Source organism: Peribacillus sp. CSMR9 (genome assembly GCF_033141925.1).
Lineage (GTDB): Bacteria > Bacillota > Bacilli > Bacillales > DSM-1321 > Peribacillus > Peribacillus simplex_A.
Genome location: NZ_JAOPHO010000011.1, coordinates 1 through 23,557, shown reverse-complemented (window position 1 = coordinate 23,557; position 23,557 = coordinate 1). Strand labels below are relative to the sequence as shown.

20 protein-coding genes and 2 pseudogenes are annotated in these 23,557 nt (G+C 37.4%); 4 read left to right on the top strand and 18 right to left on the bottom strand.

Going from position 1 to position 23,557, the window contains the following annotated elements; translation table 11 throughout:
* The first annotated feature begins 45 nt into the window (after positions 1-45).
* Positions 46-1,164 (top strand): NAD(P)/FAD-dependent oxidoreductase, encoded by a 1,119-nt coding sequence (locus N9I19_RS08295; protein WP_317777482.1) that lies wholly within the window; start codon positions 46-48, stop codon positions 1,162-1,164.
* Positions 1,165-1,440: 276 nt separating this feature from the next.
* Here the strand turns inward: N9I19_RS08295 and N9I19_RS08290 are convergent, their stop codons facing one another.
* Complete coding sequence (locus N9I19_RS08290; RefSeq protein ID WP_317777481.1) at positions 1,441-2,184, bottom strand: uracil-DNA glycosylase family protein; 744 nt, start codon at positions 2,182-2,184, stop codon at positions 1,441-1,443.
* 245 nt (positions 2,185-2,429) lie between these two features.
* Positions 2,430-2,702: a hypothetical protein gene (locus N9I19_RS08285; RefSeq protein WP_317777480.1), complete on the bottom strand. Its 273-nt coding sequence runs from the start codon at positions 2,700-2,702 to the stop codon at positions 2,430-2,432.
* 305 nt (positions 2,703-3,007) lie between these two features.
* Here N9I19_RS08285 and N9I19_RS08280 point away from each other — a divergent pair, with 305 nt between their 5' ends.
* Entirely contained in the window at positions 3,008-3,829 is an 822-nt protein-coding gene (locus N9I19_RS08280) for a hypothetical protein (RefSeq protein ID WP_317777479.1), read from the top strand.
* A 224-nt stretch (positions 3,830-4,053) separates the two neighbouring features.
* Here the strand turns inward: N9I19_RS08280 and glaH are convergent, their stop codons facing one another.
* The 6 genes from glaH to fmdA all read right to left on the bottom strand — a co-directional run bounded on the left by glaH (position 4,054) and on the right by fmdA (position 9,622).
* Entirely contained in the window at positions 4,054-4,992 is a 939-nt protein-coding gene (gene glaH / locus N9I19_RS08275) for a glutarate dioxygenase GlaH (RefSeq protein WP_089362271.1), read from the bottom strand.
* Positions 4,993-5,319: 327 nt separating this feature from the next.
* Complete coding sequence (locus tag N9I19_RS08270; RefSeq protein WP_061463257.1) at positions 5,320-5,661, bottom strand: DUF3870 domain-containing protein; 342 nt, start codon at positions 5,659-5,661, stop codon at positions 5,320-5,322.
* Between the two features lie 29 nt (positions 5,662-5,690).
* Entirely contained in the window at positions 5,691-6,908 is a 1,218-nt protein-coding gene (gene lhgO, locus N9I19_RS08265; RefSeq protein ID WP_317777478.1) for an L-2-hydroxyglutarate oxidase, read from the bottom strand.
* A 14-nt stretch (positions 6,909-6,922) separates the two neighbouring features.
* Positions 6,923-7,597, bottom strand: coding sequence for a GntR family transcriptional regulator (locus N9I19_RS08260; protein WP_317777477.1), 675 nt, complete (start codon positions 7,595-7,597; stop codon positions 6,923-6,925).
* Between the two features lie 545 nt (positions 7,598-8,142).
* Entirely contained in the window at positions 8,143-8,415 is a 273-nt protein-coding gene (locus N9I19_RS08255) for a zinc ribbon domain-containing protein (protein ID WP_061463260.1), read from the bottom strand.
* Between the two features lie 28 nt (positions 8,416-8,443).
* On the bottom strand, positions 8,444-9,622 hold the full coding sequence (gene fmdA, locus N9I19_RS08250) for a formamidase (RefSeq protein ID WP_317777476.1): 1,179 nt from the start codon (positions 9,620-9,622) through the stop codon (positions 8,444-8,446).
* Positions 9,623-10,706: 1,084 nt separating this feature from the next.
* Here fmdA and N9I19_RS08245 point away from each other — a divergent pair.
* Positions 10,707-11,459, top strand: coding sequence for an alpha/beta fold hydrolase (locus N9I19_RS08245; protein WP_317777475.1), 753 nt, complete (start codon positions 10,707-10,709; stop codon positions 11,457-11,459).
* Positions 11,460-11,466: 7 nt separating this feature from the next.
* On the top strand, positions 11,467-12,051 hold the full coding sequence (locus N9I19_RS08240; RefSeq protein WP_317777474.1) for a TetR/AcrR family transcriptional regulator: 585 nt from the start codon (positions 11,467-11,469) through the stop codon (positions 12,049-12,051).
* A gap of 634 nt (positions 12,052-12,685) precedes the next feature.
* Here N9I19_RS08240 and N9I19_RS08235 read toward each other — a convergent pair.
* The 10 genes and pseudogenes from N9I19_RS08235 to N9I19_RS08190 all read right to left on the bottom strand — a co-directional run bounded on the left by N9I19_RS08235 (position 12,686) and on the right by N9I19_RS08190 (position 23,225).
* A complete protein-coding gene (locus N9I19_RS08235) occupies positions 12,686-13,258 on the bottom strand; it encodes a site-specific integrase (protein WP_250211804.1) in 573 nt (190 codons plus the stop codon).
* Positions 13,259-13,747: 489 nt separating this feature from the next.
* On the bottom strand, positions 13,748-14,719 hold the full coding sequence (uvsE, locus tag N9I19_RS08230) for a UV DNA damage repair endonuclease UvsE (protein ID WP_317777473.1): 972 nt from the start codon (positions 14,717-14,719) through the stop codon (positions 13,748-13,750).
* A 183-nt stretch (positions 14,720-14,902) separates the two neighbouring features.
* Positions 14,903-15,544 (bottom strand): trans-sulfuration enzyme family protein, encoded by a 642-nt coding sequence (locus N9I19_RS08225; protein WP_317777472.1) that lies wholly within the window; start codon positions 15,542-15,544, stop codon positions 14,903-14,905.
* On the bottom strand, positions 15,474-16,079 hold the full coding sequence (locus N9I19_RS08220; protein ID WP_317777471.1) for a PLP-dependent transferase: 606 nt from the start codon (positions 16,077-16,079) through the stop codon (positions 15,474-15,476). Before N9I19_RS08220 ends, N9I19_RS08225 begins: the two co-directional genes overlap by 71 nt.
* Positions 16,080-17,127: 1,048 nt before the next feature.
* Positions 17,128-17,631 (bottom strand): PCYCGC motif-containing (lipo)protein, encoded by a 504-nt coding sequence (locus tag N9I19_RS08215; RefSeq protein WP_317777470.1) that lies wholly within the window; start codon positions 17,629-17,631, stop codon positions 17,128-17,130.
* A gap of 154 nt (positions 17,632-17,785) precedes the next feature.
* On the bottom strand, positions 17,786-17,944 hold the full coding sequence (locus N9I19_RS08210) for a hypothetical protein (protein ID WP_289320364.1): 159 nt from the start codon (positions 17,942-17,944) through the stop codon (positions 17,786-17,788).
* Positions 17,945-18,068: 124 nt separating this feature from the next.
* Complete coding sequence (locus N9I19_RS08205) at positions 18,069-18,278, bottom strand: hypothetical protein (protein WP_317777469.1); 210 nt, start codon at positions 18,276-18,278, stop codon at positions 18,069-18,071.
* Positions 18,265-18,493: pseudogene (locus N9I19_RS08200) on the bottom strand (hypothetical protein); the annotation flags it as partial. The pseudogene N9I19_RS08200 and the gene N9I19_RS08205, both read right to left, overlap by 14 nt.
* A gap of 299 nt (positions 18,494-18,792) precedes the next feature.
* A pseudogene (pulA, locus tag N9I19_RS08195) lies at positions 18,793-20,784 on the bottom strand (type I pullulanase); the annotation flags it as partial.
* A gap of 311 nt (positions 20,785-21,095) precedes the next feature.
* A complete protein-coding gene (locus N9I19_RS08190) occupies positions 21,096-23,225 on the bottom strand; it encodes an ATP-dependent Clp protease ATP-binding subunit (protein WP_317777468.1) in 2,130 nt (709 codons plus the stop codon).
* Positions 23,226-23,557 lie beyond the last annotated feature (332 nt).

The following is a 23,557-nucleotide window of genomic DNA, read 5'->3' as shown; positions in this document are numbered from 1 at the left end:
AGTAATGGTAGGTGTTATACATACGAGAGAAATGGGATGTTAAATATGCAAAAAATCATTGTAGTTGGAGCGGGGATTTTAGGAGCTTCCACTGCCTATCAGCTGGCTAAAAATGGGGCTGAAGTGATCATTATCGACCGCCAAGATGAAGGACAGGCAACATCTGCAGCTGCAGGAATCGTATGCCCATGGATATCCCAAAGGCGCAATCAAGCTTGGTATCTCCTTGCTAAAAATGGAGCGGCTTTTTATCCCGGGTTAATTGAAGAACTTGAACGGGATGGGGAAACTGAGACTGGTTATGCCCAAGTTGGGGCCATAAGTTTACATACAGATAAAGAAAAACTGATTGCCATGAAGAACCGAGCAGCAAAACGGAAAGAAGATGCACCGGAGATCGGGACGATCACATTCCTTACTCCAGAGGAAACAAGTGCCTTATTCCCGCCACTTTCCAGTGAATATGCAGCAGTGCACGTTAGTGGTGCAGCTCGGGTCGATGGTCGTGCGCTACGTGATTCCTTATTGCGGGCATCACAAAAAAACGGTGCGAAACTAATGTACGGTGAGGCTATACTTAAATATAATGGTGCACAAGTGACAGGTGTAATGGTTGAAGATGAATTCATACCTGCAGATAAAACGATTGTTTGTGCTGGAGCATGGGCACCAGAATTACTGAAACCTTTGGGTGTGAATTTTCAAGTCAGCTTCCAAAAGGCCCAAATCATTCATCTGAAAATACCAAATGCAAATACGAATAACTGGCCTGTGGTCATGCCTCCAAGTGATCAATATCTTTTGGCTTTCGATAATAATAAAATCGTCGCTGGGGCGACTCATGAAAATACGGAAGTTTTCGATAACCGAATGACCGCAGGAGGATTGCAGGAAGTTTTCAATAAAGCATTAAATACCGCTCCCGGCTTGACAGACAGTACTTTTGTTGAAGCGAGGGTGGGCTTTCGTCCATTCACACCTGGATTCCTTCCGGTTATTGGTCCTTTGCCAGATTGGGAAGGAATAATCGTTGCCAATGGTCTTGGAGCATCTGGTTTAACAATGGGCCCCTATATTGGCTCCCAATTGGCAAACCTCGCACTTGACAGAAAATTGGATATCGATTTAGAAAATTATGATGTAAGAGGTGCGATTTTAATATAAATTTTATGCCTACACTCAACTGACCCTGGAACTTGCCTAGGTCAGTTTTTTTAAAAACAGTTCCTTTCATTTGCAATAAACATCGTTGTTACAGTATGGTTTTTCTCTAAAGGAAATTGTTGAAGCCACAAATAACCATCATCACCAATACATACATTTTTACCGAGTATTTACTGTAAAAGGTGGTAGTTACTTTAATTGTATTCAATACAGTTATATATCCATTGAACTTTTCTGTATCAAGATAGGACAGAGTGCATTACCTTTTTATCTCAGTTATTTCGAAAAATAATGATGTAACATCATTTGCATTTGCTCTTTATTTTCTGCAAATTGCTTATGTCGATGACCATTTCCTCCAGATGGATGAGGAAACCCTAGAAGTATGTTGTTTGAATTCAAATAATCTTGACCCGCTAAATAGTTTAATACCTTGGAAACATTAACGCCTAAAGGAATAATGAGCGGGCGATCGATGGCACCTATTTCGGTAGCAAAGCCTTCCATTATATTTTTTTTAAGCAACTCGGTCTTTAATATGTTCGGAGTTGTTCCGTTGTAATTTTTCCCGTTATAAAAGACAGGATAGGTTAAAACAGAGGTGGTATGAACGATGTGACTAGCTTCTTTAAAAAGGTCCAGAGTGGACGATATGCCTAAGTATATGTGTAACCCAAGCTCATCTAACATTTGAATCAAATTTTTTCTCATCGATCCTTCAAAGCTGGAATTCTTTTTTACTTCGTGTAGGATCTCTTCATCGCTATGTATGTCCTCTAAGTTAATTAGGGTAGAATACGATTTTTTCATTTGATGTAAACCAGGAGTGATTCCGACAATTACCACCTTGGCCAGTTCATTTACATATTCGAAAGGTGCGTAATAAATTTCGAGTTTTTTCTTTTCATCTCTTTCAAGCAAAAATTGCTCGCTTTGTATCATTTCATCTGTATAGGCAGCAGGTAAAGCATTAATTAAGTCCTTAAAGTGCGTAAAATTAGAAAAATTAGCGATCCCCATAAAAATACTATCTCCTTTTTTCATGAATTTTAATTCATATTATATCTCTCTTTGTTTAACTAACATACCTAACAACACCCTTTAGCAGAGTATTTTTAAAAGCATATTTTTGATGATGTTCAATTATTGTTGTTTTTTCCTTTGCGGATGATTATTCCTCAATATCCATTTATAGGAAGTACTTTGAACTGACAAATGCTACTTCTTACGTTCCTCTACAACCTTAATAGTCGTTATGGACCCTGTTAAAAGGATAAGATATGTAAAGTAAAAGAAATAATTAAAAATAGAGCAATAGAGATGCCCGCTTTAATCCAAATTATTTTATTGCTTATTCCAGCTTTTTTTTCTAAGTAATTTATGTAACCGGCAGTAAATAAAAAACCAGCATAGGCAATGATGTATCCTTCAAAATCATCCATTACAACTTGATACTTCAAAGCACCTACTCCGACTAGAACTATACCAATAGTTCCAAAAAACATATTTAAATACAAACGATTTCTTAATTTATCCATTTTTTCTCACCATAAAAATAGTTTAAAAGTTCATTAATTTAACCACCTTCCAATCTTGAACTACCTTTCCTAAAAATTCAAGTGAAACCATTGTGAGTTTAATAATGTTAATAACAGCCACCGTAAAAGAATTTTACGATAAAAGAGCAACTTGCTATGGCGGAAGTCATTTTTTATTTTAGAATTGTTCAATAATTTTTGTTGCTTTTTAGGAGAACTATACTATCTGATAGTAATAATTGTAAAATTTTAGTGTGTAGGCTATCCTTAAATTATCTCAAGGCACAAAATTAGAGGAGAAAAGTATGAGTTATCTTGGAAAGTACTTGAAAATGCCGCCAACCTTTGAAATGCTCCAGAATTTAGAGGAGGTTATTGAAAAAGAAGGATACTCATTAGGTGATTTAAGCCTTTGTTTACAAGTAGACTTCTCACATTATGAAATGACTCCCTACGATGTCATTCCGTTTGCAAATATAGGTTGTGACGGCATTCATTATGGCTTCCTAACCGATTTTGGAATGGTATCTGATTTGGAGAATGCGTTTATTGTATGTATCAGTCCAATGGATTTTGATGCACCTATAAAAATTGTAGCAAGGAATATAAGGGAGTTTGTTAGCTTAGTTTGTACGATGAAAGATGCCACTACAATTTCTAACATTAATTTAATTAAAGAAGAGGAACAGTATATTAGTTTGTTCAAAGAACTAAAAAAAGAAGTAGATGAGGAAAATGAAGAACAAGCAAACTATGTAGTAGAAAAGATAAGATCCACAATTGGATGCAAAATAATAGAGAATGTATATCATTATGTGGAAAAAGAAGTAATGACAGCAAGAGAGCAACAAACAATATTATCGACTCTTGATGGTATAGGCATAGTATCTTTAGGCAGCATGAATAGGAAACATATCAAATACAAACTTGAAAAAGATATGGAGATTACCTTGGAAGACGTGAAATCTTTTTTTAATTCAGAAACAACGGAAAGCAAACTGGCTTTCATAAGAGATGCTCAATTTACTTACTTAATTTCAGACAAGATAGCGTTAAAAGAATGGATCATTAATGAAATGGTTAAATTAGGTTTGAATGATGAAGCAGGAAGATTAATGAAAATATAGAATAGATTAAACTTTACACAAACTGGTAGCGTTAGTTCAAGATGAACAACTAGAGAAACAATTGTTTAAGGACCTCTTTTTTCACTTCAAATTAAAAACATTAATCTTTAACAAAACCTTGCAAAAAAAAAGATAAATTGCTTTCCAACCAAAGAGTGGAAAAGAATTTATCTTTAAATGGTATTTGGGGATGGAGAAAAAACATTTGGGTTTACAAAATGAAACTATTGATTAAATCTTCCGCGCTGACGTAGTAATTCACGGTTCAGGTTCGGATCTTTTTCAAATGCAGCGCGGCCGTGAAGCCAAAAAATATTGTTGACGACAACTAAATCTCCAACAGGCAGTTCCAGTTCAACTACACTTTCATCGTTTTCTAATGAATTTGAAAAATCCCGTAAGTATTTTGCTTGTTCAATTGATTCAGGATAAACAAATTGATCGATAAAACATACACCAGGTTTGTTATTATGATTGAAGAAAGTCAATCTTTCAATCTCCTGATCAATGTTCTTGCTTTTTGGAGCCTTATACGTGAATTTTTGACTTGATAATGGATGATTAACGTACATATCAAGCTCTTTCCAATCGTCTAGGTGCAATAACCGTGATTCGCCACCGCGGGCATTTTGTTCGATCATCTTCATCATTAGTAACCAGTCCGTTGGTTCATCTACAAAAGTTCCGTCTGTATGAAGTGTAAATAAACGATAGGCTTGACGTAAATATGAATCGCTGCTATCCGTGTCTTGAACACTAAAACGTGCATAATATTTTCCTGACATCGCATCATGGTTAGGTGTTCCAAGCAAGTATGAAATGGCCGTTGCAAAAATGACATATTCATCTGTATTTTCAGTGACACCTTCCAAGCCGAGGGTGAACCCCCCGGAATCCCGATCATGAACGATGTTCCTAAGCACTTCACCAAAATCTTCTCCTACTTGATCCAATAGATATGATGCAACGATGAGTCTTGCGTATGGTGTATATTCCAGATGTTGAACAGACTGATTATCCTTCAATGCCGTTTCTAAAAATGCGGCAATTGCTTCTTTAGAAATTTCAATATGATACAATCGGCTGGTTTGAGGGTGGACTTTCACCTCATATTTTTCTGTTTTCCTTTCAAACTTAACTCTCTTTTTTTCTGCAATGCTCATGAATAATTCCTCCTGTTATTTGTTATATGGATGAAAAAATTAACAGGAAATATAAAAAGCCAGTCGCACATGATCCCCAAATAAAATAGGAGTCCAACTGTACAACTGGCTTATATTCACTTCACTGCTCTATGCAAATAGAGTCACAGCGAATATGCAGTTATGTATGATTTATTTTTCCTGTTTCCAATCATTAAGATCTTTACACGATTCTGAAATGGTAATTTCCAAAAGGTGTTAATGTCATAATATTGGCTTAATTCCATTTAAACGTTTTTCAGTAAAATTGTCAATGGTTTTTACAAATTATTCTGATAAATTATATTACTAACTTGGTAGTTTCGTTTTTTCTCCTGCTTTAATTTGCTGAAAATGGATATCCAGGTCCTTTAAGGCAGCAATCAATGCATTAGCCGCTTTCCCCCGATAATAAGTTTGAATCGATTCTATCGCGTCATCAACACCATCATTTAGACTGGTCCCTTTTAACAAACGCCCAATGAATTCCCGGCCATGTTCTGTTGCCAATGTACAAGAAGCTTCCAGGACAACCCCATATTTAGCATCGATTTCTGCAGTGATGGTCAATGTTTCAAAGACACTTTTCGCTGCCATTCCTTGAGGTAAACGTGCATGACCTGCAATGAAAATTGTTTTACCATTGAACATGAGGCTTCTTCCTCTCTCTTTAACGAATTTTATTTTGTCAATACAGCTTCCAATAAGTGTGATTGTTCCGGAATTCGGTTAACAACCTCTTTTCCAATTTCAATTGAGGCTGTTGCAGCAGGTGACGGTGCATTACATACATGAATGGTCCGTTTCCCCATTATAATATGAAAATCATCCACCATATTACCATCATCCTGTAACGCCTGGGCCCGCACTCCAGAAGGTGCAGGGATTAAATCATCTTCTTGAATTTCCGGAATTAATTCCTGTAGGCTTTTCGTAAATTGCTTTTTACTAAAAGAGCGGACATACTCATCCATCCCTTCCTTCATGAATTTACTAGCCAGCTTCCAAAAACCTTTATAGCTTAAAACTTCAGTTAAATCTTTCGCATTGAAGTCGGTTTTTTTATAACCTTCCCGCTTGAAACTTAGTACAGCATTTGGTCCAGCATCTACTTCCCCGCTAATCATCCGTGTGAAATGAACCCCTAAAAATGGGAATTTCGGGTTAGGTACCGGATAAATTAAATGATTGACAAGGAAGCGCTTTTCGGGCTTCAGTTTAAAATACTCACCGCGAAACGGGACAATTTTCATATCAGTTTTATACCCCGCAGCTGCTGCGATACGGTCACTGTGCAACCCTGCGCAATTAATGACTATCCTTGCCTTTATGGTACCATTGTTCGTTTCGATGATGACATCATCAAAATTCTCGTCAATCTTCTCCACCTTTGTATTCAGCTTGATTTCACCGCCGTTGCCCCGGATGATATCCGCCATCTTTTCACTTACCTGACGATAATTGACGATGCCTGCTTGCGGGACGCGTATCGCACCAAGTCCATTGACATGTGGTTCGATTTCCTTTAACTCGCCCACACCGATTCGTTGTATAGCTAGCTCATTTTGCAAACCGCGTGAATATAAATCATCCAAAAGGGGCAACTCTTCTGGCTTTGTTGCAACAATGACCTTTCCGCAAATATCATGTTCAATTCCATGCATCCGGCAGAATTCCGTCATTGATTTGCTTCCTTGACGGGCAAACCGTGCCTTGAAACTGCCTGGTTTATAATAAATTCCTGAATGGATGACGCCGCTGTTATGCCCCGTTTGATGATCTGCAACAACGGCCTCTTTTTCAATGACTACCACTTTAGCATTAGGAAAACGCTGATAAAGTGCCATTCCCGTCGATAAACCTACTATTCCCCCACCAACAATTGCAAAATCATACACAATTAACACCCCTTTTATCGATGATTTTTAGTATTCAGCAACTCCATATACGTAATTAAATTATTCTTAGTTCGTAAAATGTGAAACTCTACTGCTGCCCTTAGTTCTGCAGGATCCCCTCTTAGTGCCGCTTCATATATCATCCGGTGTTCCCTTTGCGTTTCTGGGTAATAATCAATCAGCAAATTCGGCGCAATGGGTGAGATACCGAGTGTCTCTACCATTTTTTGAACCCTTGGCCATGGACACCCTTTGCGGAGGGTTTCATGGAAAGCCGCATTTAAAAGGATATAATGCTCATTGGTTTCATCAGATAACTGAATTCCTTCCATTTCAATCAAAATACCTTTTAATTTTTCCTTATCCTCCTTTGTTAAATAAGGAAGCGATTTTTCCACGGCAAGGCCTTCAAGCAGGGACCTGGTATGATAAATTTCTTCAATATCATCCCGGGTAATAGGTGTGACGACTGCTCCTTTATGAGGAACCATTTCCACCAAGCCTTCCATTTGAAGCTGTGTAAGGGCTTCTCGAATGGGCATTCTGCTAACTTCCAGGCGATCGGCCCACTCCTCTTGGATGAGTCGCTCCCCCTTTTTCAACGTCCCATTCAAAATCGCATTCCTGAGGCTTTTGGTTACATTTTTAACGATGGTTGATTTATCTCGATCGGAATTAACATTATCCAATTAAGCGTCCACCTTTCAATATTGGATACAATTTTAACTATATCAACTATATAAAGCGATTACAACACTAAAAATTAAATATATTGTATCCAATTTAAAAAACACTGGATACAATATATTAGGTAAACATCTAATTCACATCTGATTATAATTTGTGGCACCTGTTTATATTTAACTATTTAAACAAGATGCCAAACTGGATATCAGAGCCCCTCACCCTCTTTAATTATGTTCGTGATTTTAAAGGATTATTTAATTGGTTACGTTTCAGAAGGATTAGTTTCTTGTTCCTCTATTAAAGAAATTCAACCAGAAGTACTGGAACAGCTTGAATTAGTAGATGCTAGTAACTATTTTAAGTATTGACCACCGAAGCAGAATTAAGTAAGCATGAATCGTATTTTCATCGCAATGTGATACAAAAAATCGCGGTAAAATCTTAGATGTTACCTTTTATCCCTTTAAATAGAAACCAAAAGCACAAAAAGGAATTTGATCTTCCTTTTTGTGCTTTTTTAAGTGTTTATAGGAGAAATCGTCTTTGCTTACTGCCCAACTTGCCATGGACGACTGACTTGTGGTTTCCTTTTACTTTGTTTTGGCCCTAATTCTTCTTTTGTCATTCTACGAGGCTCCATCCCCCGTTCAATACGGGTGCGTATTTCCTTCGAATTAGAAAACAAATTGGGTGGTTGGTAGACACGGGAAGCCCCTTGATGGCAGCCCGGACATTGCGCTGTTCCTTTATTGCCTGCCATTGACTTAAAGAATAGTGTGAACTCACCGCATTGACTGCAGTTAAAGGTGTAACTAGGCAAGGAAAGTCCCCCTTCATCCATCTATTTATTACTTCGGATTAATATCTTTATCAAATATTTGGGTCGGAATGGCCACGGTACAACACGCATTAGGGATGTCGACGATTCCATTTATCCGGCCTTCAATAGGCGCTGTACCTAATATCATATATGCCTGCTCTCCTGTATAACCGAGTGTTTTCAAATATTCGATTGCATTCAGGCAAGCTCGGCGGTAAGCAATATTTGCATCCAAATAATGTTGCTTTCCTGTAAACTCATCTACTGAAATGCCTTCAAACACTAAATAATCGGAATAATTTGGTTCAACCGGACCAGGTTTGAAGACAGGATTGTCTTTAATTTTATATTTCTCCATACCTCCCTTAATCACGTCGACACGAAGATCAATCCATCCCGCCATTTCAATCCCGCCGCAGAATGTAATTTCGCCATCCCCTTGTGAAAAATGGAGGTCACCTACCGAAAGTTTTGCTCCGTCCACAAATACTGGGAAGAAAATTCTTGAACCTTTTGATAAATTTTTAATGTCACAGTTTCCTCCATTTTCCCTTGGAGGCACGGTTCTCGCTCCCTCTTTGACCACCCGATCAAATTCTGCTCCTTTTAACGTGCCTAGCACTGCATGCTCTGCTTGAGGAGAAGTTGCTAGTTCAGGTACACGGTCGGGATCTGTCATCTTCAATTCATTTTCTCGTTTATTCCACTCTTGCAGAAGCTCCATTGAAGGCGCCACACCAATTAATCCAGGGTGGATAAGCCCGGCAAACTTAACACCTGGCACATGCCTTGAAGTCGTATAAATTCCTTCAAAGTCCCAGATAGATTTCGCTGCTTCCGGATAATGTTCTGTTAAAAAACTTCCTCCATTTTCTTTGGCGAAAATTCCATTAAAACCCCATTCAGACTCAGCAAACGCACCGATATCCAAAATATCAACAACTAATAAATCACCCGGTTCCACTCCATTTACATAAACCGGTCCGCTTAATACATGAACTCGCGGCAAAATAACATCCCTAATGTCACGAGGATCGTCATTGTTGCTAATTTGTCCATCCGTCCAATCTTTACACTCCATACGAAACGATTGGCCCAGCTCTACTGAAAAAGCAGCGGGAATATCCGGATGCCAACGATTATGCCCCGGGTGTGCTTGTTGCTCCATCGGTTTACTAAGATCCAGTTTAAACAAAGTTTTAGGCATGTTACTCCTCCTTCAATCTATTAATCTATGAGGTTAAACTATGTATGCGTTTTCATAATAGTATTTTTAACAAATATAGTCAAATTATTAATATTATAACAGTTGGGTTTGATGAACTTAATCTTGATGAAGTGAGTAAAGTAATATTAAGAATCAATAGAACAACTACCTGTTTTTAATATTTAGTTGAGTTGATCGTTTTTACTTAGCTTTTAAAGGTGCACGCTCCATTTTGTTCTTTGTTATTAATTCATATGAGATTAGAACAACCTATTGATTCAATAGATAAATAGGTTTATTTTAAAATCCCCCTATTTATTCCCGTTGAGCAAAGGTAAATTTTTTAACTAATAACTTGAAAAATCCTGAATAATATTATAAAAAAGGCATTCCTCAACAGAATGCCTTTTTATAATATTGAATTTCCCCTGAGATTCTTCCTCCAAAATAAGGATTTTACACGAAATTTAGTTTTAAAAGACAGAGCATCCTCTCCTTCTTATACTTTGATAAATATTATTCAACATTGGCGTTGATTGCCAGAGTTCATTAAAAAAAGAAAAACCTTTCTTTAGTTGAAGATTGTCTACAGTCTGGAACCCTATAATTATATGCTTTTTATGGATAGTAGAATAAATCAGGAATAGTAGTTACCATAATTATATTATGGTAACTACTTAATGAGGCCTGTTTATTCATTACTGAGATCAGCTAATTCATTAGTTGTTCAACAAGACTTAATGACATGGTTCTTGCTCTGGACCGCAAAGTAAATATGGAGACTAATAAAATACTCCTTATTCGTTTATTTCTTTCAGTTTTCATCGATTTATTGCCTTATATAGAGAACCTTGAGATATTCCGGTTGCTGAGACTGTCTCTTTAACAGAATGTTCTATACTGTCGATTCAGTAATCAATCGTTACAAAAATACTGATTTTTGATAATGGTTTATAATAACATGGCAGTTATGTTATTCAGAGAACGGGCGATTTTGCGAAATTAAATTGCATTTTCTATTGACTAAATGTTCATTCAATAATAAAATAATACTGAAAATTCAGTAAAAATCGGAGGGGGTGTATTGGATTTATATTTCGAGATTACTGGTAATGGTCATCCTGTTGTTCTTATTCATAATGGTGGTGCTGATTTAAGGCATTGGACATTTTTGGCATCACTTTTATCTAAGGATTACAAAGTGATTGCTTTTGATGGTCGTGGTGCCGGTAAATCACCATCCCCAATAAAACATGCAAACTATGTTGACGATGTATTGGCATTAATGGATTACCTGGAACTTAATCAGGCAACGCTTATAGGCCATTCCATGGGCGGACAGATTGCAACCGATTTCGCTCTTAATTACCCTGAAAGAGTATCGAAACTTGTATTAATCGCTCCTTCTTTAACAGGTTTTCCTTATTCAAAGGAGTTTGAACAATATCATGACAAGATATTAGAAAGTGCCCCGAATATAGATAAGATGTTGGATCTTGCCCTTCATTCACCAACTTACCAGGTTGTTATCGATAGTCCGCACAAAGATCTCACTGTTCAAATGCTCAGGCATCATTTCGGGCGCATGCTTAGGTGGCCCGCTGATTTCTGCATGAAATGGCCTCAGCCGCCAGCAATGGAACGATTAGAAGAATTGAACCCCGAAACTTTATTTTTTATCGGCAAAAAAGACTTGGCAGACAATTTTCGAGTTGCCGATTATTTCCGTAAGGTTCCAAACATCCGTTTCATCGAACTAGAGGATGCCGATCATATGCTGCCCCTCACCCATTCTGAATTTTTATATCAAGAATTCACTGCCTTTATGGAGGATTGAAGTTAAAATGCCACGTACACCCGAAGAGAATGACCGTATTCGCCAAGCATCCAAAGAAAAAATTCGTGCTGCAGCCATGGAGTTATTTATGAAACAAGGATTTTACGCTACTTCTATAAGCGATATAGCCAAGAAGGCGGGTATTTCTAAAGGGTTACTCTATAACTATTACAAAGGAAAAGAAGAACTGCTTTCTGAAATGGTCGAGGCCAGAATCAGGGAAGTGGTTAAAGTCATGGAAGAAGCAGTCATCTTGGAGACACCAAATGAGCAGCTTAAATATATAGTCAATGGTGCCATTGATAATATCCATAAAAACCCGGAAGTCCATCGCTTCTATCTACACCTACAAACACAGCCAGAGGCTGATGAAGAGTTGATTAAATACACTCATCTCCTTATCGGGGAAAACACTAGACAGTTTGAGTTTCAATGCAAAATATTTGAAATAATGGGAGAAAAGGAGCCAAGGAAACGATCGTTATATTTTTCATCTGTGCTCCAAGGTATTATGTTGATGATATCTACCTATCCACAGAAGTTTCCGATAGAAGAAATAAAGAAGCAGATTATAAGGGAGTTTTGTAACTAGTCTATCGTTTAAAAGCCGCTTATCTTGAATAAAGTTTAAACAAGGATCCTTCAACAACTGGGCGCTTTTCTGGAGTGAAAAATTGCGCTCTTTTCACAGCTAAGTGTTCATTACAAATAACCAGCTAATATCTTGACCCGATATTGGCTGGTTATTCTCGATCAAAATGATAAAAACTATGACACTTTCTCTCACCCCAAGTATCAGTTACAATTTTCCCATTTGTTATTGTGTCATAAAATAATTTATTTTCCAAGTTCTTATTCCAATTGTATACAAAGTCCTTCACTTCCGCACGAAAAACAGCGTCCAATTTCATTACTTGATCCAAACTCTTGTAATTTTCAAAACTCTCAGTGAAGTTTTTTTCCTTGTAAAAGGCGTATCCAACTCCTTTTTACATCATCTAAATGGAAAAGTGTTTGGATTATGCCCCCCACTCCGCTAGATGTGGAACGGAGAAGCTCTTCCTCTTTCATCTCTCATCTCTCATCTCTCCGATTAAAGACCAGTCTTCTTTAACCATCCAGTTATATCGAAATAATGTTTTCGCTGGAATACCTCCCTATTATAGGAATGTGGTAACCAATAACAAACTGAGTAATACTGGTCGGCTATAAATCGGCCCGGTCAGTTAATAATAGAAATCCATTAATGTTTCGTCCATTAAATCTTGTGTAAGACCTATGTATATCATCGTATCTTTTGGATTGGAGTGATTTAGGATTTGCTGCAGTAATGCGATATCCTTGAATTTTTGGTAATGCAAATAACCGAAAGTTTTTCTTAAGGTATGTGTACCTACATCCGGAATGTCTGCCATTTCAGCTGCTTTGTTCAAGACCCGGTAGGCTTGTACCCTAGTGATCGGTCCATTCCCTTTTCGACTTGGAAATAAATATTGTTCATTATTCAGGTTCATTTTCCGGACATACTTCTTTACTTCCTTACGAAGTTGAGGATTGACGATGAACCGTTTAATTTTATCTGTCTTTTGCTCCACAATGACTATATGCGTGCCTTCTAGGATATCTTTCACTCGCAATTGTAAAAGATCCCCTATACGCAAACCGATATTTATCCCAATTGAAAACATCATATAATCCCTGTAGCTGCAATATTTTAATAGTGACTTTTTCATCTTTTCTATGTGATCGAGCCGGCGTATCGGCTGGACATTCTTGATTCTTTGAGAGGTCGCTTGCATGAATGACTCATTCCCCTTTCCCCTTCTTTCATTGTACGTGAACAGGCGAAAAAAAGGCAAGTTTTTTTAATTTCAATACCCTTATAAACCTTGATTTAACGCGATTTCGAATGTATCAATAGGGGTCCTTTGTTACATTCGGAATATTCTTGCGAAATCACCCAATAAGCCCTTAAAATCTGCTAACGTCCTTTAAACGTCTGTATAGACCCATATAGCGTTTTTAAGACAGTTTTGATTAATGACTCTATGGAATTAAAACAACGGCTTTAAAAACTAAATATGAAGCTCGTTTTTTTGTCTTTTTTAATATTTTTGTAAGTTAATGTATACTTTTGAATATTTCTATCATTTAATCATATTGTTCATTTTTATAAAATCAATTCGATTGACCATAACTATGTTATGTAAACAATGTCTTCAATTATTATTTATTACATTTGATAAAGAGAATCTTATGCACCCTCTTTATCAAATAACCTCAATTTATTAATGAATATAAAAACTGGCTCCATCAATGATCTCTATATCTTTGTAAACTTGCAGCTGATCCATCAACTGGAAAAGTGCTCCATCCTTTTGTTTTGCTTCAATCATACAATCCAATTGTGGTAAACTCCCCTTAATTTGTTGCAAAAAATCCATGAAGATTCCTGTATCCACAAAGTCAGCATGTGCTCGAAATTCTTTATCGGACCTTGGACTTGAAATATGCATTTTAGGAGGTAGTTTGGAATTACTCCAGGTATTTAATATTCGGTCCCAATGGTCTTTCCAATTTTCACTTGGTAACCGATGTGCGAGGTAATGGTGATAATCAAAAACTATAGGAATCCCCAATTTCTCACATAAGTAAAGTGTTTCCGTCAAAGTAAAGGTAGTATCATCATTCTCTAGAATGACCATTCTTTGAATCGATTCAGGAATCAACCCCCAATTATGAATAAACTGCTCCAAAGCCTGTACATGTTCGCCATAACCGCCGCCAACATGCAGAACACAGCGATGCTCAGGGTTAATCCCCATTTTCTCCAATAAAGTATAATGCATCCTTAATGTTCTTAATGATGTCTTCAGTATATCTATATTTGAACTATTCAAGATGACGTAATGATCTGGGTGAAAATCTATCCTTATTTTTGGATGATTTGTAATAAATGATTTTAATTTAGCAAGTTCTTCCAAAATAGGATCTATGTAATCCCACTCTGGGATTTCTGGATGATTGGCTAAAGGTATGAGTTTAGAAGAAAGTCTAAAGAATTGAATATTATTAGCTTCGTTATGTATCAGTAAACGCCAACAATTATGAAGATTGGAAATCGAAATGCGTTCAAGTTTCCTTATCGCCGCATCTTTGTCCTTAATTTTCGAAAACTGAGCAAAAGTCATCGTTTGCGATGGTGAACAGTTTTGCACATGAGTACTCATGGCTACATAACCTAGGCGGATTAATGTCAAATGGATATCTCCTTTACATTTTTTTGTTTATTGGAAGTATCCCATTAAATCATTAATAAATCCATATGGGAAAAAATCCATCTCTAACAGCAATTATAAACAAATGCCAGTTATTACTTAAGTAATTCCCCATTCCAGTGTCAAAAGGATGATACATTTCAGGTTATCCTGCAAACAGAGATTTCATAAATCTAGTGCTTGTTCAAGATCTGCGACTAATTTTTCTGTTGGTTCCATTCCTACAGAGAGACGAATTAACCCAGGGCTTACATGTTCCTTGATTAGATTGTCAGCATTGTTACCTAAGTTGGGAGACATAATAAGACTCTCGAAAGAACCCCAGGACACTCCAATTTTAAATATCCTTACTTTGTTTATCACTGTCTTTACTGCTTCATAATTTGCACTTTTAAGTTCGAAAGTCAATAAACCCGAGAAGCCAGTTAGCTGTTGATTATTTATTTCTGTATTACGCGGCGAGCGAAGTCCAGGGTAATTTACCCTTGATACAGCTGGATGGGAAGAAAGGAAACCTGCGATTTGCTTAGCGTTTTCTTGATGTACTTTCATACGTAATGGCAATGTTTGCAATCCCCGCAACAATAGTGAGGCTTCGCGCGGCCCCATCGTTCCACCAAACAATAAATACTCCTTATTAAAAAGATCCTTCATTACTTCACCACTAGTAATTAATGCACCGCCTAACAAGTCACTATGTCCTCCTAAGTATTTAGATGCGGAATGAACTACAATATCAATCCCATAAGTTAAAGGCTTTTGAAAGAGGGGGGGTGGCCCATGTATTATCAATGATCGTACGAACACCACAAGACCTTGCCATATCACCAATAACCTTAAGATCGACAAGTTGGAGATTCAAATCTGTCGGATTTTCCAGGTATATTAATTTTGTATTTGGCATGATAGCTCTCTCGATATCTTTCTTTACAGTCGAGTAAACAACTGAATGGTTAATCTCAAACTTCTGCAAATAAGTTAACAGATCCATTGTGGATTTATATATATTACTTATACATAACACATGGTCTCCGGCTTTTACACTGTTGAATATTGCTGCAGTAATCGCAGCCATTCCTGAAGCAAAACATTTACACTGCTCCTCCTGCTCCAATGCGGCTAATTTTTTTTCGGCGATTTCAACAGTTGGGTTAGTCCCTCGTGTATATACATAATGATTTTGTTGATCATTTTCTGCTTTGACAAGCTCTTCATGTGTGGGGTAGACAAATAAAGAATTCCCGAATATTGGAGGAATGATCGCTCCACCAAACAGTTCGGACCCCGTATCAAAGTGCATACAAATTTCTTGATCACTAAAGAAGTTCTCAGGATTCTGCATGGTTTCCTCCTTCTATTTACCTTATTATGAGTAGTTTTAAAAGTGATTACCCTTTTAGGATCAAATCAAGCCCCCTGCTTTATCCAATTCTTTGATTTCTATAATATAAGAAGTTAATTGTATAGTGGCAATCCGGTTCACTTTAATGGATATTTGTATTTCGCGGTCCATATTAACGGGTATAGGAATGTAGGTAGGTGTGGGCTGCAAATGAACATCTTTTGGCGGTAATGGTTTTACACCTTCAATAAGAATAAAACAAATCTCTCCTGTCTACTCCATATCCGTATATCCATTCACTCTCATCTGGGATATTAAAGTATGTCCCTATTCTATAAAATTTATCCGTACTTAATTTTATAAAACAGGTTCATGATTCACAACCACTCTATTTTTTCATACACCCATCCACTCGTTCTGAATGTGTTACTTGCACAATAAAAGAACATTTCCTTTCCCCTTTAAAAACTTGACCCTTAAGTCGTTTCTCTGCTCTTTCTTACTACTATCACAAATACCATCTTTAAAATAGAAAATGCTCTGGTGATTCAGCCCCAGAGCATTTTTTACAATGATAAATATATATTAACATTTTCTGTTAATGCCTTTTTACACGAACGTTCGTAAAGTGTTTTCTACCATTTATATTGCATTATAATAATACGTGGAATAATATGGTTGCGTTCCCTAATTTATTGAAACATCGTAAAAGAAATGTTAGTAATTAAGATCTTCGATAATCGGGCGCTTTTCCGGTGTAACGATAAAAGTCCAATTTCTCAATTTTTATGCTGAGAAATTGGACTTTTTAATATTCAAAATAACTCTGTAGTGACACCCCGGGTATCATATATCACTGCCAGCGTTACTGTTTTATCATTTTTTTCAATTCATTACCTTATAACTGTAGGTTTTCCCCAAGTTGCCGTCCAGAACATGTGTATTTTTCCTGACTTTGAACTGAACTGCACCATTTTTTATTTAAGATGTCTGTCTGGTTCTTAATCACTTTTATACTAGAAAACACTTATTTTCACCTTTCAAATCCTTAAACAACAGGGGTTGGTGTCGGTTTGGCATATCCACTTTTGTATTTTTCATCCACTTTATTCCGGATATCTTTAATGCTCATACCTTCATTCCAATCTAAAATGGATTGTGCAGCTATTTCTAAGCAAACTCCACATCTTGTCCCGTGGTCATCCCAAACCACTTCCCCATTTTTCTTATTCTCATGGATAAAACAATCGTAATTGTTTTTATGGTTCGCTGATTCCCCGCAACCACAGTAACAAGGTATTTTTTCTAGTAAATCTTTATTTTGAGCAACAGCTAAATAGATCGTCTTCATTTCTTCTGGTTTTTCAGATAAGAAATCCGGTGCTATGTCTTTACTGCCTGTCTCTTCCTGAAGGTCACCGGATACTGTATGTGCTGGATGTCCTTCATGACTGCTTTCTTTTTGAACAACACTTTCTCCTTCACTCGAACAGCCTGAAAGTAATAAAGAACAACAGATCCCAAAAGTCATGGTCATTAATTTAGTCTTCATTTATACACTCCTTGAATATTTTTGATACTTCCATTTTATGTTATGGGATGCACTTTCTACAAGATAATTCACAAAAGGTACATAAATCTCCTTTAATAGATATGATAAGGACTCATAAAAATAATAAAAAGGTTTTCAATTTATTTGCTTCTGTTTATTTCTTCTCGACAAAGTAAGCGGAATGGCTACGAGCGAAACTCCGGCTGTAATCCAAATCCCAGCTGGTCTTTCGTTTATTTTCGTTCCTTACTGGATCGTAGGACATTCTGGAAATCGGCCGTTCTATGTCCACTGTTTCATTTGCTTTATACAATTGCTGATTCTCTGGTAATTGGGTGTTTCTTTCTAAATTGCTTGTATCTTCTCCTAAGGAAAGTCATCGCTTGTTTTAATTCTTGGTCATTCAAGGAACGATGTCAAGTATGAGAAGGAGATTTTTAAGCGTATTTGCCGTTTCGGGAGTATCTGCTGTCCTGGCAAGAATGTTCAGCACTTTGTCCCCTTTCTTCTAACCATTGGTAAAATCCCACGGCCTGCATGCCTTTCATCACTTTAAACGATTCTTTAATCACTTCTTTATATTCCAAAAGGGTACTCTCGATATCCTTGAGTTCTGTATAGCAATGCCTGTTAAAATCCTGCTTCACCTTCCATTCCTTTTTCCATCATTGCATTACACGGGCTAACTGTGGAACAGTGCCCACATGATACACATGAGGATTCATTGATTGGAACATTATTATCCAAAATGACACGTGGGCATTTTGCTTCAATCAAGTCAATGTTTCAGTGGCCTGTCAGCTTGGCATGCTTCAACACTACGGCCGCAAAGGATGCATTGATACGGATTATATCGATAGAATAGTTCCTAAACTAGGATGATAACATGAAGCTTACTGTTACCATTTGTAATATCGTTCGGTTACCGTCCAGTCTGGCCTCGGCACCTTTGATTTTTATATGTATTTTATCTGAGAAAAATAATCGCTCCCTTATAAAAAATGATATAATCCAGTTTATAATTTTCTACCCCGACATTTTTTTCTCAAACGTGAGAGTACATAATGGAGGATTTAATTCCGCCAATAGATTTCATATCAAATAATGATCTAAAACGAAGTGAGAAACAGCATTCTCTCACTTCGACTTTAGTTCAATTGATTACAAGTTTATTTTCAATACAAACGAACTTAAAGCTGCAACGGTTGCCTGACTCCCTTTAATCCTTTCTATACCTCCCAGGCCTGCCTGCTGTCCATTCACTAAAACGGACCATTCTCCTTCATGGGGTAGTGTAATGCTTATCGCGTCCCAATTTGCGTTATGAATCACTGCAATTTTGTAATCCTTATGTTTTAGAGTGAAGGCAACTGCATTTGGTGGAGCATCGATGAATTGTAAATGCTCCTCAATTTCTTCCGGTGTGCTTAACCTAAATACAGAATGGTTTTTCCTGAGCGAAATCAGCCCTTTCATATACTCCACTTCTCGATCTAACTCCGCTCTTCTTTTCCAATCCAACCTATTAATCCAATCAGAAGATTGATAGCTATTTTCATCCCCACCCTTTGTACGCATAAATTCTTGTCCAGCATGGATCATTGGAATTCCTTGTGCCAGTAAGACAATTGCTGAAGCCAGTTTATGCATCTGTTTACGTGTTTGTTCTGTCGCATCAGGATTTGTGATGAGAAGCTTATCCCATAAAGTATAATTATCATGTGCTTCAACATAATTGATCACTTGATCTGGTTTTTTGTATGTGGCGATATTCTCATCATATTTCAAACCACCAGCGATGCCCTTTTTTATAATATCTTCCATACCTGGTTTGCCATTAATGAACCCTTTATCATGTTCATTCATCACAAATCCTTTTAAACCATCGCGGATAGCATCATTAAAATGAGCGATGCCAGGCATTTTAAAAGCATTCTTTTGATTTGCTTTCTGCTCTTGGGCCAAGGGGGTGTTCATATCCCAGCCTTCGCCTAAAACAATAAGGGTCGGATCAATTTCTGCCAGCGCCTTTTTCACTTCATTCATCGTTTCCACATCATGGATTCCCATTAGATCGAAACGAAAACCATCAAGGTTAAATTCTTTCGCCCAATAGGTTACGGATTCAACGATGAATTTCCGCATCATTTTATGTTCAGACGCGGTATCATTTCCTACACCAGTACCATTTGATAAGGTACCGTCACCGTTATACCGAAAAAAGTAGGTGGGAACCAGTTTATTGAAATTTGAATCATCCACGGAATAAACGTGATTATATACAACATCCATGATTACTCGGAATCCGTGATCATGTAAGCCTTGGATCATTTCCTTTAACTCCCGGATCCTGACCTTTGGTTGATACGGGTCAGTCGAATAAGAGCCCTCGGGAGCGTTATAATTTTTCGGATCATATCCCCAGTTATATTGTGGTTCATTCAATTTCATTTCATTGACAGTAGCAAAATCGAATATGGGGATAAATTGCACATGGGTTACACCTAAATCTTTTATATGATCAAGACCTGTTTTCACATCCTTTGGACCTTTGGTTCCGGTTTCAATTACTCCTAAGAATTTACCTTTATGATGGATTCCACTTTCAGGATGAATCGACAAATCCCGTGTATGCAATTCATAAATGATAACGTCCTCAGCTTTGTCGAGCGGTGGTTTATCCCGTGTCCACTTTTCAGGGTCCGTGTCCGTTAAATCTATTACGACTCCCTTATTACCATTTACCGTGACTGCACGAACATAGGGATCTACGGCTTCACTCCAGACTTCTCCAACTTTCACTTTATATGTATAAATCAATTCATCCTGATCACCGGTAAGTTCAATGGTCCAGGTTCCCTTTTCCGAACGATCCATCTGAATCTCCATTCCACCTGAATCATCCCAATGTTTATAACTAACTAGTTTAGCTTCAGATGCAAGAGGTGCCCATAACCGGAATGCCGTTTTATCCTTTTGATATGAGTTCCCCAAATCTTTTCCGTCATAGTAATAAAATTCATCTAGTTCTGCCGGGTTCACTGGATTAATATTTGCAATCGGAAGGGATTCCGACTGGTTTTCGGTTTTTATATCCACGGGTTTTCGAATATTGGTATTTTCCTCTTCAAAAGAAGAAAGCGAATCTTTAATAGGTCATTCCTCCATTGAAATTCCCATATTAGAACAGGAATTTTTTATTTAAAATCAAGGGTGAATCTTACCGTATGCTATTATTTCGCAGATATTACCCTTCAAAACATCCTCACTGCAGATTATGTTGAAGATTCAGAAATCAATCAGCGGATTTTACAGTTCAAATTACCAAATGCTCCAAGTGATTCAAGTTCCGGACTGGACCTTTGCTATCCTTTTGAATGGCCATTATAAAAAGTAAAACCTGAAAAAGATAAAAAAATGCCTCCATAACAGTTTTACGGTCTTGGAGGCATTTCTAGTACTCTTTATGGTGTTTTAATAATTTTCACAGAAGTACCTTCCACAATTGCAGTGAAGTTCTTAACTTCAGGCTGCTCAAAGATAAAATCAGTGATGCCGTCTTCGAGCTGTTCTTGAAGAACACGGCGGAGCGGTCTCGCTCCGAAAGTTGGATGATATCCAAGTTCAATTAGCCTTTGTTTCGCTTCATGAGTTACATCTAAAGACAAACCATTTGCTGCAAGTGTTTCATCAAGTTCTTGAATCATGATATCAACGATTTGAAGAAGATCTTCTTTCTTTAAAGCTGAGAATTCAATGATACTATCAAAACGGTTCAGGAATTCCGGTTTGAAGAAACTGCCTAATGATTGGAGGATTGATGCTTCTTCTACAGCTGTACTTGTACCGAATCCCATTACTTTTTGTTTTTCACCGACTCCAGCGTTACTCGTCATGATAATCACTGTATCTTTAAAAGCTACTGTCCTGCCTTGACTGTCCGTTAACCGGCCATCTTCCATGATTTGAAGGAACATATGCATTACATCTGGATGAGCCTTTTCGATTTCATCCAATAAAATAATACTGTAAGGTTTGCGGCGAACTTTTTCAGTCAATTGTCCCGCTTCCTCGTGTCCTACGTATCCAGGAGGAGAACCGATTAATTTAGAAACACTATGTTTCTCCATGAATTCACTCATGTCAAGACGGATCATCGCTTCCTTGTCCCCGAATAATTCCTCAGCTAGAGTTTTCGCCAATTCGGTTTTACCGACACCTGTTGGACCAACAAAAAGGAAAGATCCGGTTGGACGTTTTTGGGATTTTAGCCCGGCACGACTTCTTCGGACGGCCTTAGAAACCTTTTTGACAGCCTCTTCCTGCCCGATGACCTTTTTCATAAGTTCCTCTTGAAGATTGACCATTCTTTCTTGCTCATCTTCTTGCAGCTTACCTACAGGAATACCAGTCTTTTGTTCGATGATATTTTGAATGTCTTCAACGTTAACGGTTGGTTTAACTGCATTTTCTCCAGCCTGTAAAGATTTTTCCAATTTTTCTTCTTCATCACGAAGAACTGCAGCTTTTTCGTAGGCTTCTTCTTTTAAGGCCTTTTCTTTTTCTTTATAGATTTGCGCCAGGCGCTCTTTCATGTTTTCTACCTGGCCGTCTTCAATGGTCAAGTTCAACTTGGAACCTGCTTCATCCATCAAGTCGATTGCCTTGTCCGGCAAGAATCGATCTTGAATGTATCGGTTCGAGAGTTCAACAGCCGCTTTTAGTGCTTTCTCACTATATGTGACTCCATGATAAGATTCATAACTTTCTTTTAAACCCTGTAAGATGACCAATGTCTCAGCTGTTGTCGGCTCATTAACCTGTACAGGCTGAAAGCGTCTCTCAAGGGCACCATCTTTTTCAATTTTCCTATATTCAGATAAAGTGGTGGCTCCGACAAGCTGAAGTTCTCCGCGTGCAAGTGCCGGTTTTAAAATATTTCCTGCATCCATTGACCCTTCGGCTGAGCCCGCACCCACAAGTTGGTGAATTTCATCGATGAATAAAATGACATTTTTTCTTTCCTGTAATTCACTGATCAATTGCTTCATTCGTTCTTCGAATTGACCTCTAATTCCAGTATTCGAAACAAGTGACGCGACATCAAGCATATATACCAGCTTATTACGCAATTTACCAGGCACTGAACCTGAAACAATGGCTAAAGCCAGACCTTCAGCAATGGCTGTTTTACCTACTCCGGGTTCACCAATTAAAACTGGATTATTTTTATTACGTCTATTAAGGACTTCGATGACACGTTTTATTTCTTCATTTCTTCCGATAACCGGATCAATCAGTCCTGCTCGAGCAACATCGGTCAGATTGCGGCCATACTCTTCAAGCAATCCTCCGCCATCATTGTGTTCAACGGGATCCGGTTTAGGAACTTCATTATAATTAAATGGATTGAATGAATTTAGGGATCCGTTATATTGGAAATGCCCTGTATCCATTCCCCCCATTGCTGCTCCAAGTTTACTTCGCTCTTCTTTATAACAAGTGGAGCACAGTTTAACTTCATGCTCCTGACCATTCATATTAAGATGTACTTGAATATTAGCTTGGTTTACATGGCATTTTTCACAAAGCATGTAGTACTCCTCCTTTAGCATTAATATTGGTAATTTCACAAAAAACTTTGACCTTCTTTGACTTTCTGTTTTTATTATACATTGACCTTCTTTGACTTTCAAGATTTTTGTCTGGGAATTTTTTTGAAATAAATTAAAAACTCCCTCGGATTGGTTTGCTAAGCATATTAAACTATCCATTTCCAGTCAAATAAAAAGATTCTATGTTGGATTTGAGTCAATATTTTGGACACAAAAAAGTTAAATCTTAAGCTACATTTCTAATTTGGTCTTCAATGGCTTGTGGAGTTTGATATCCTAAGCTGCTGTGAATTCTTTTTCGGTTATACCAA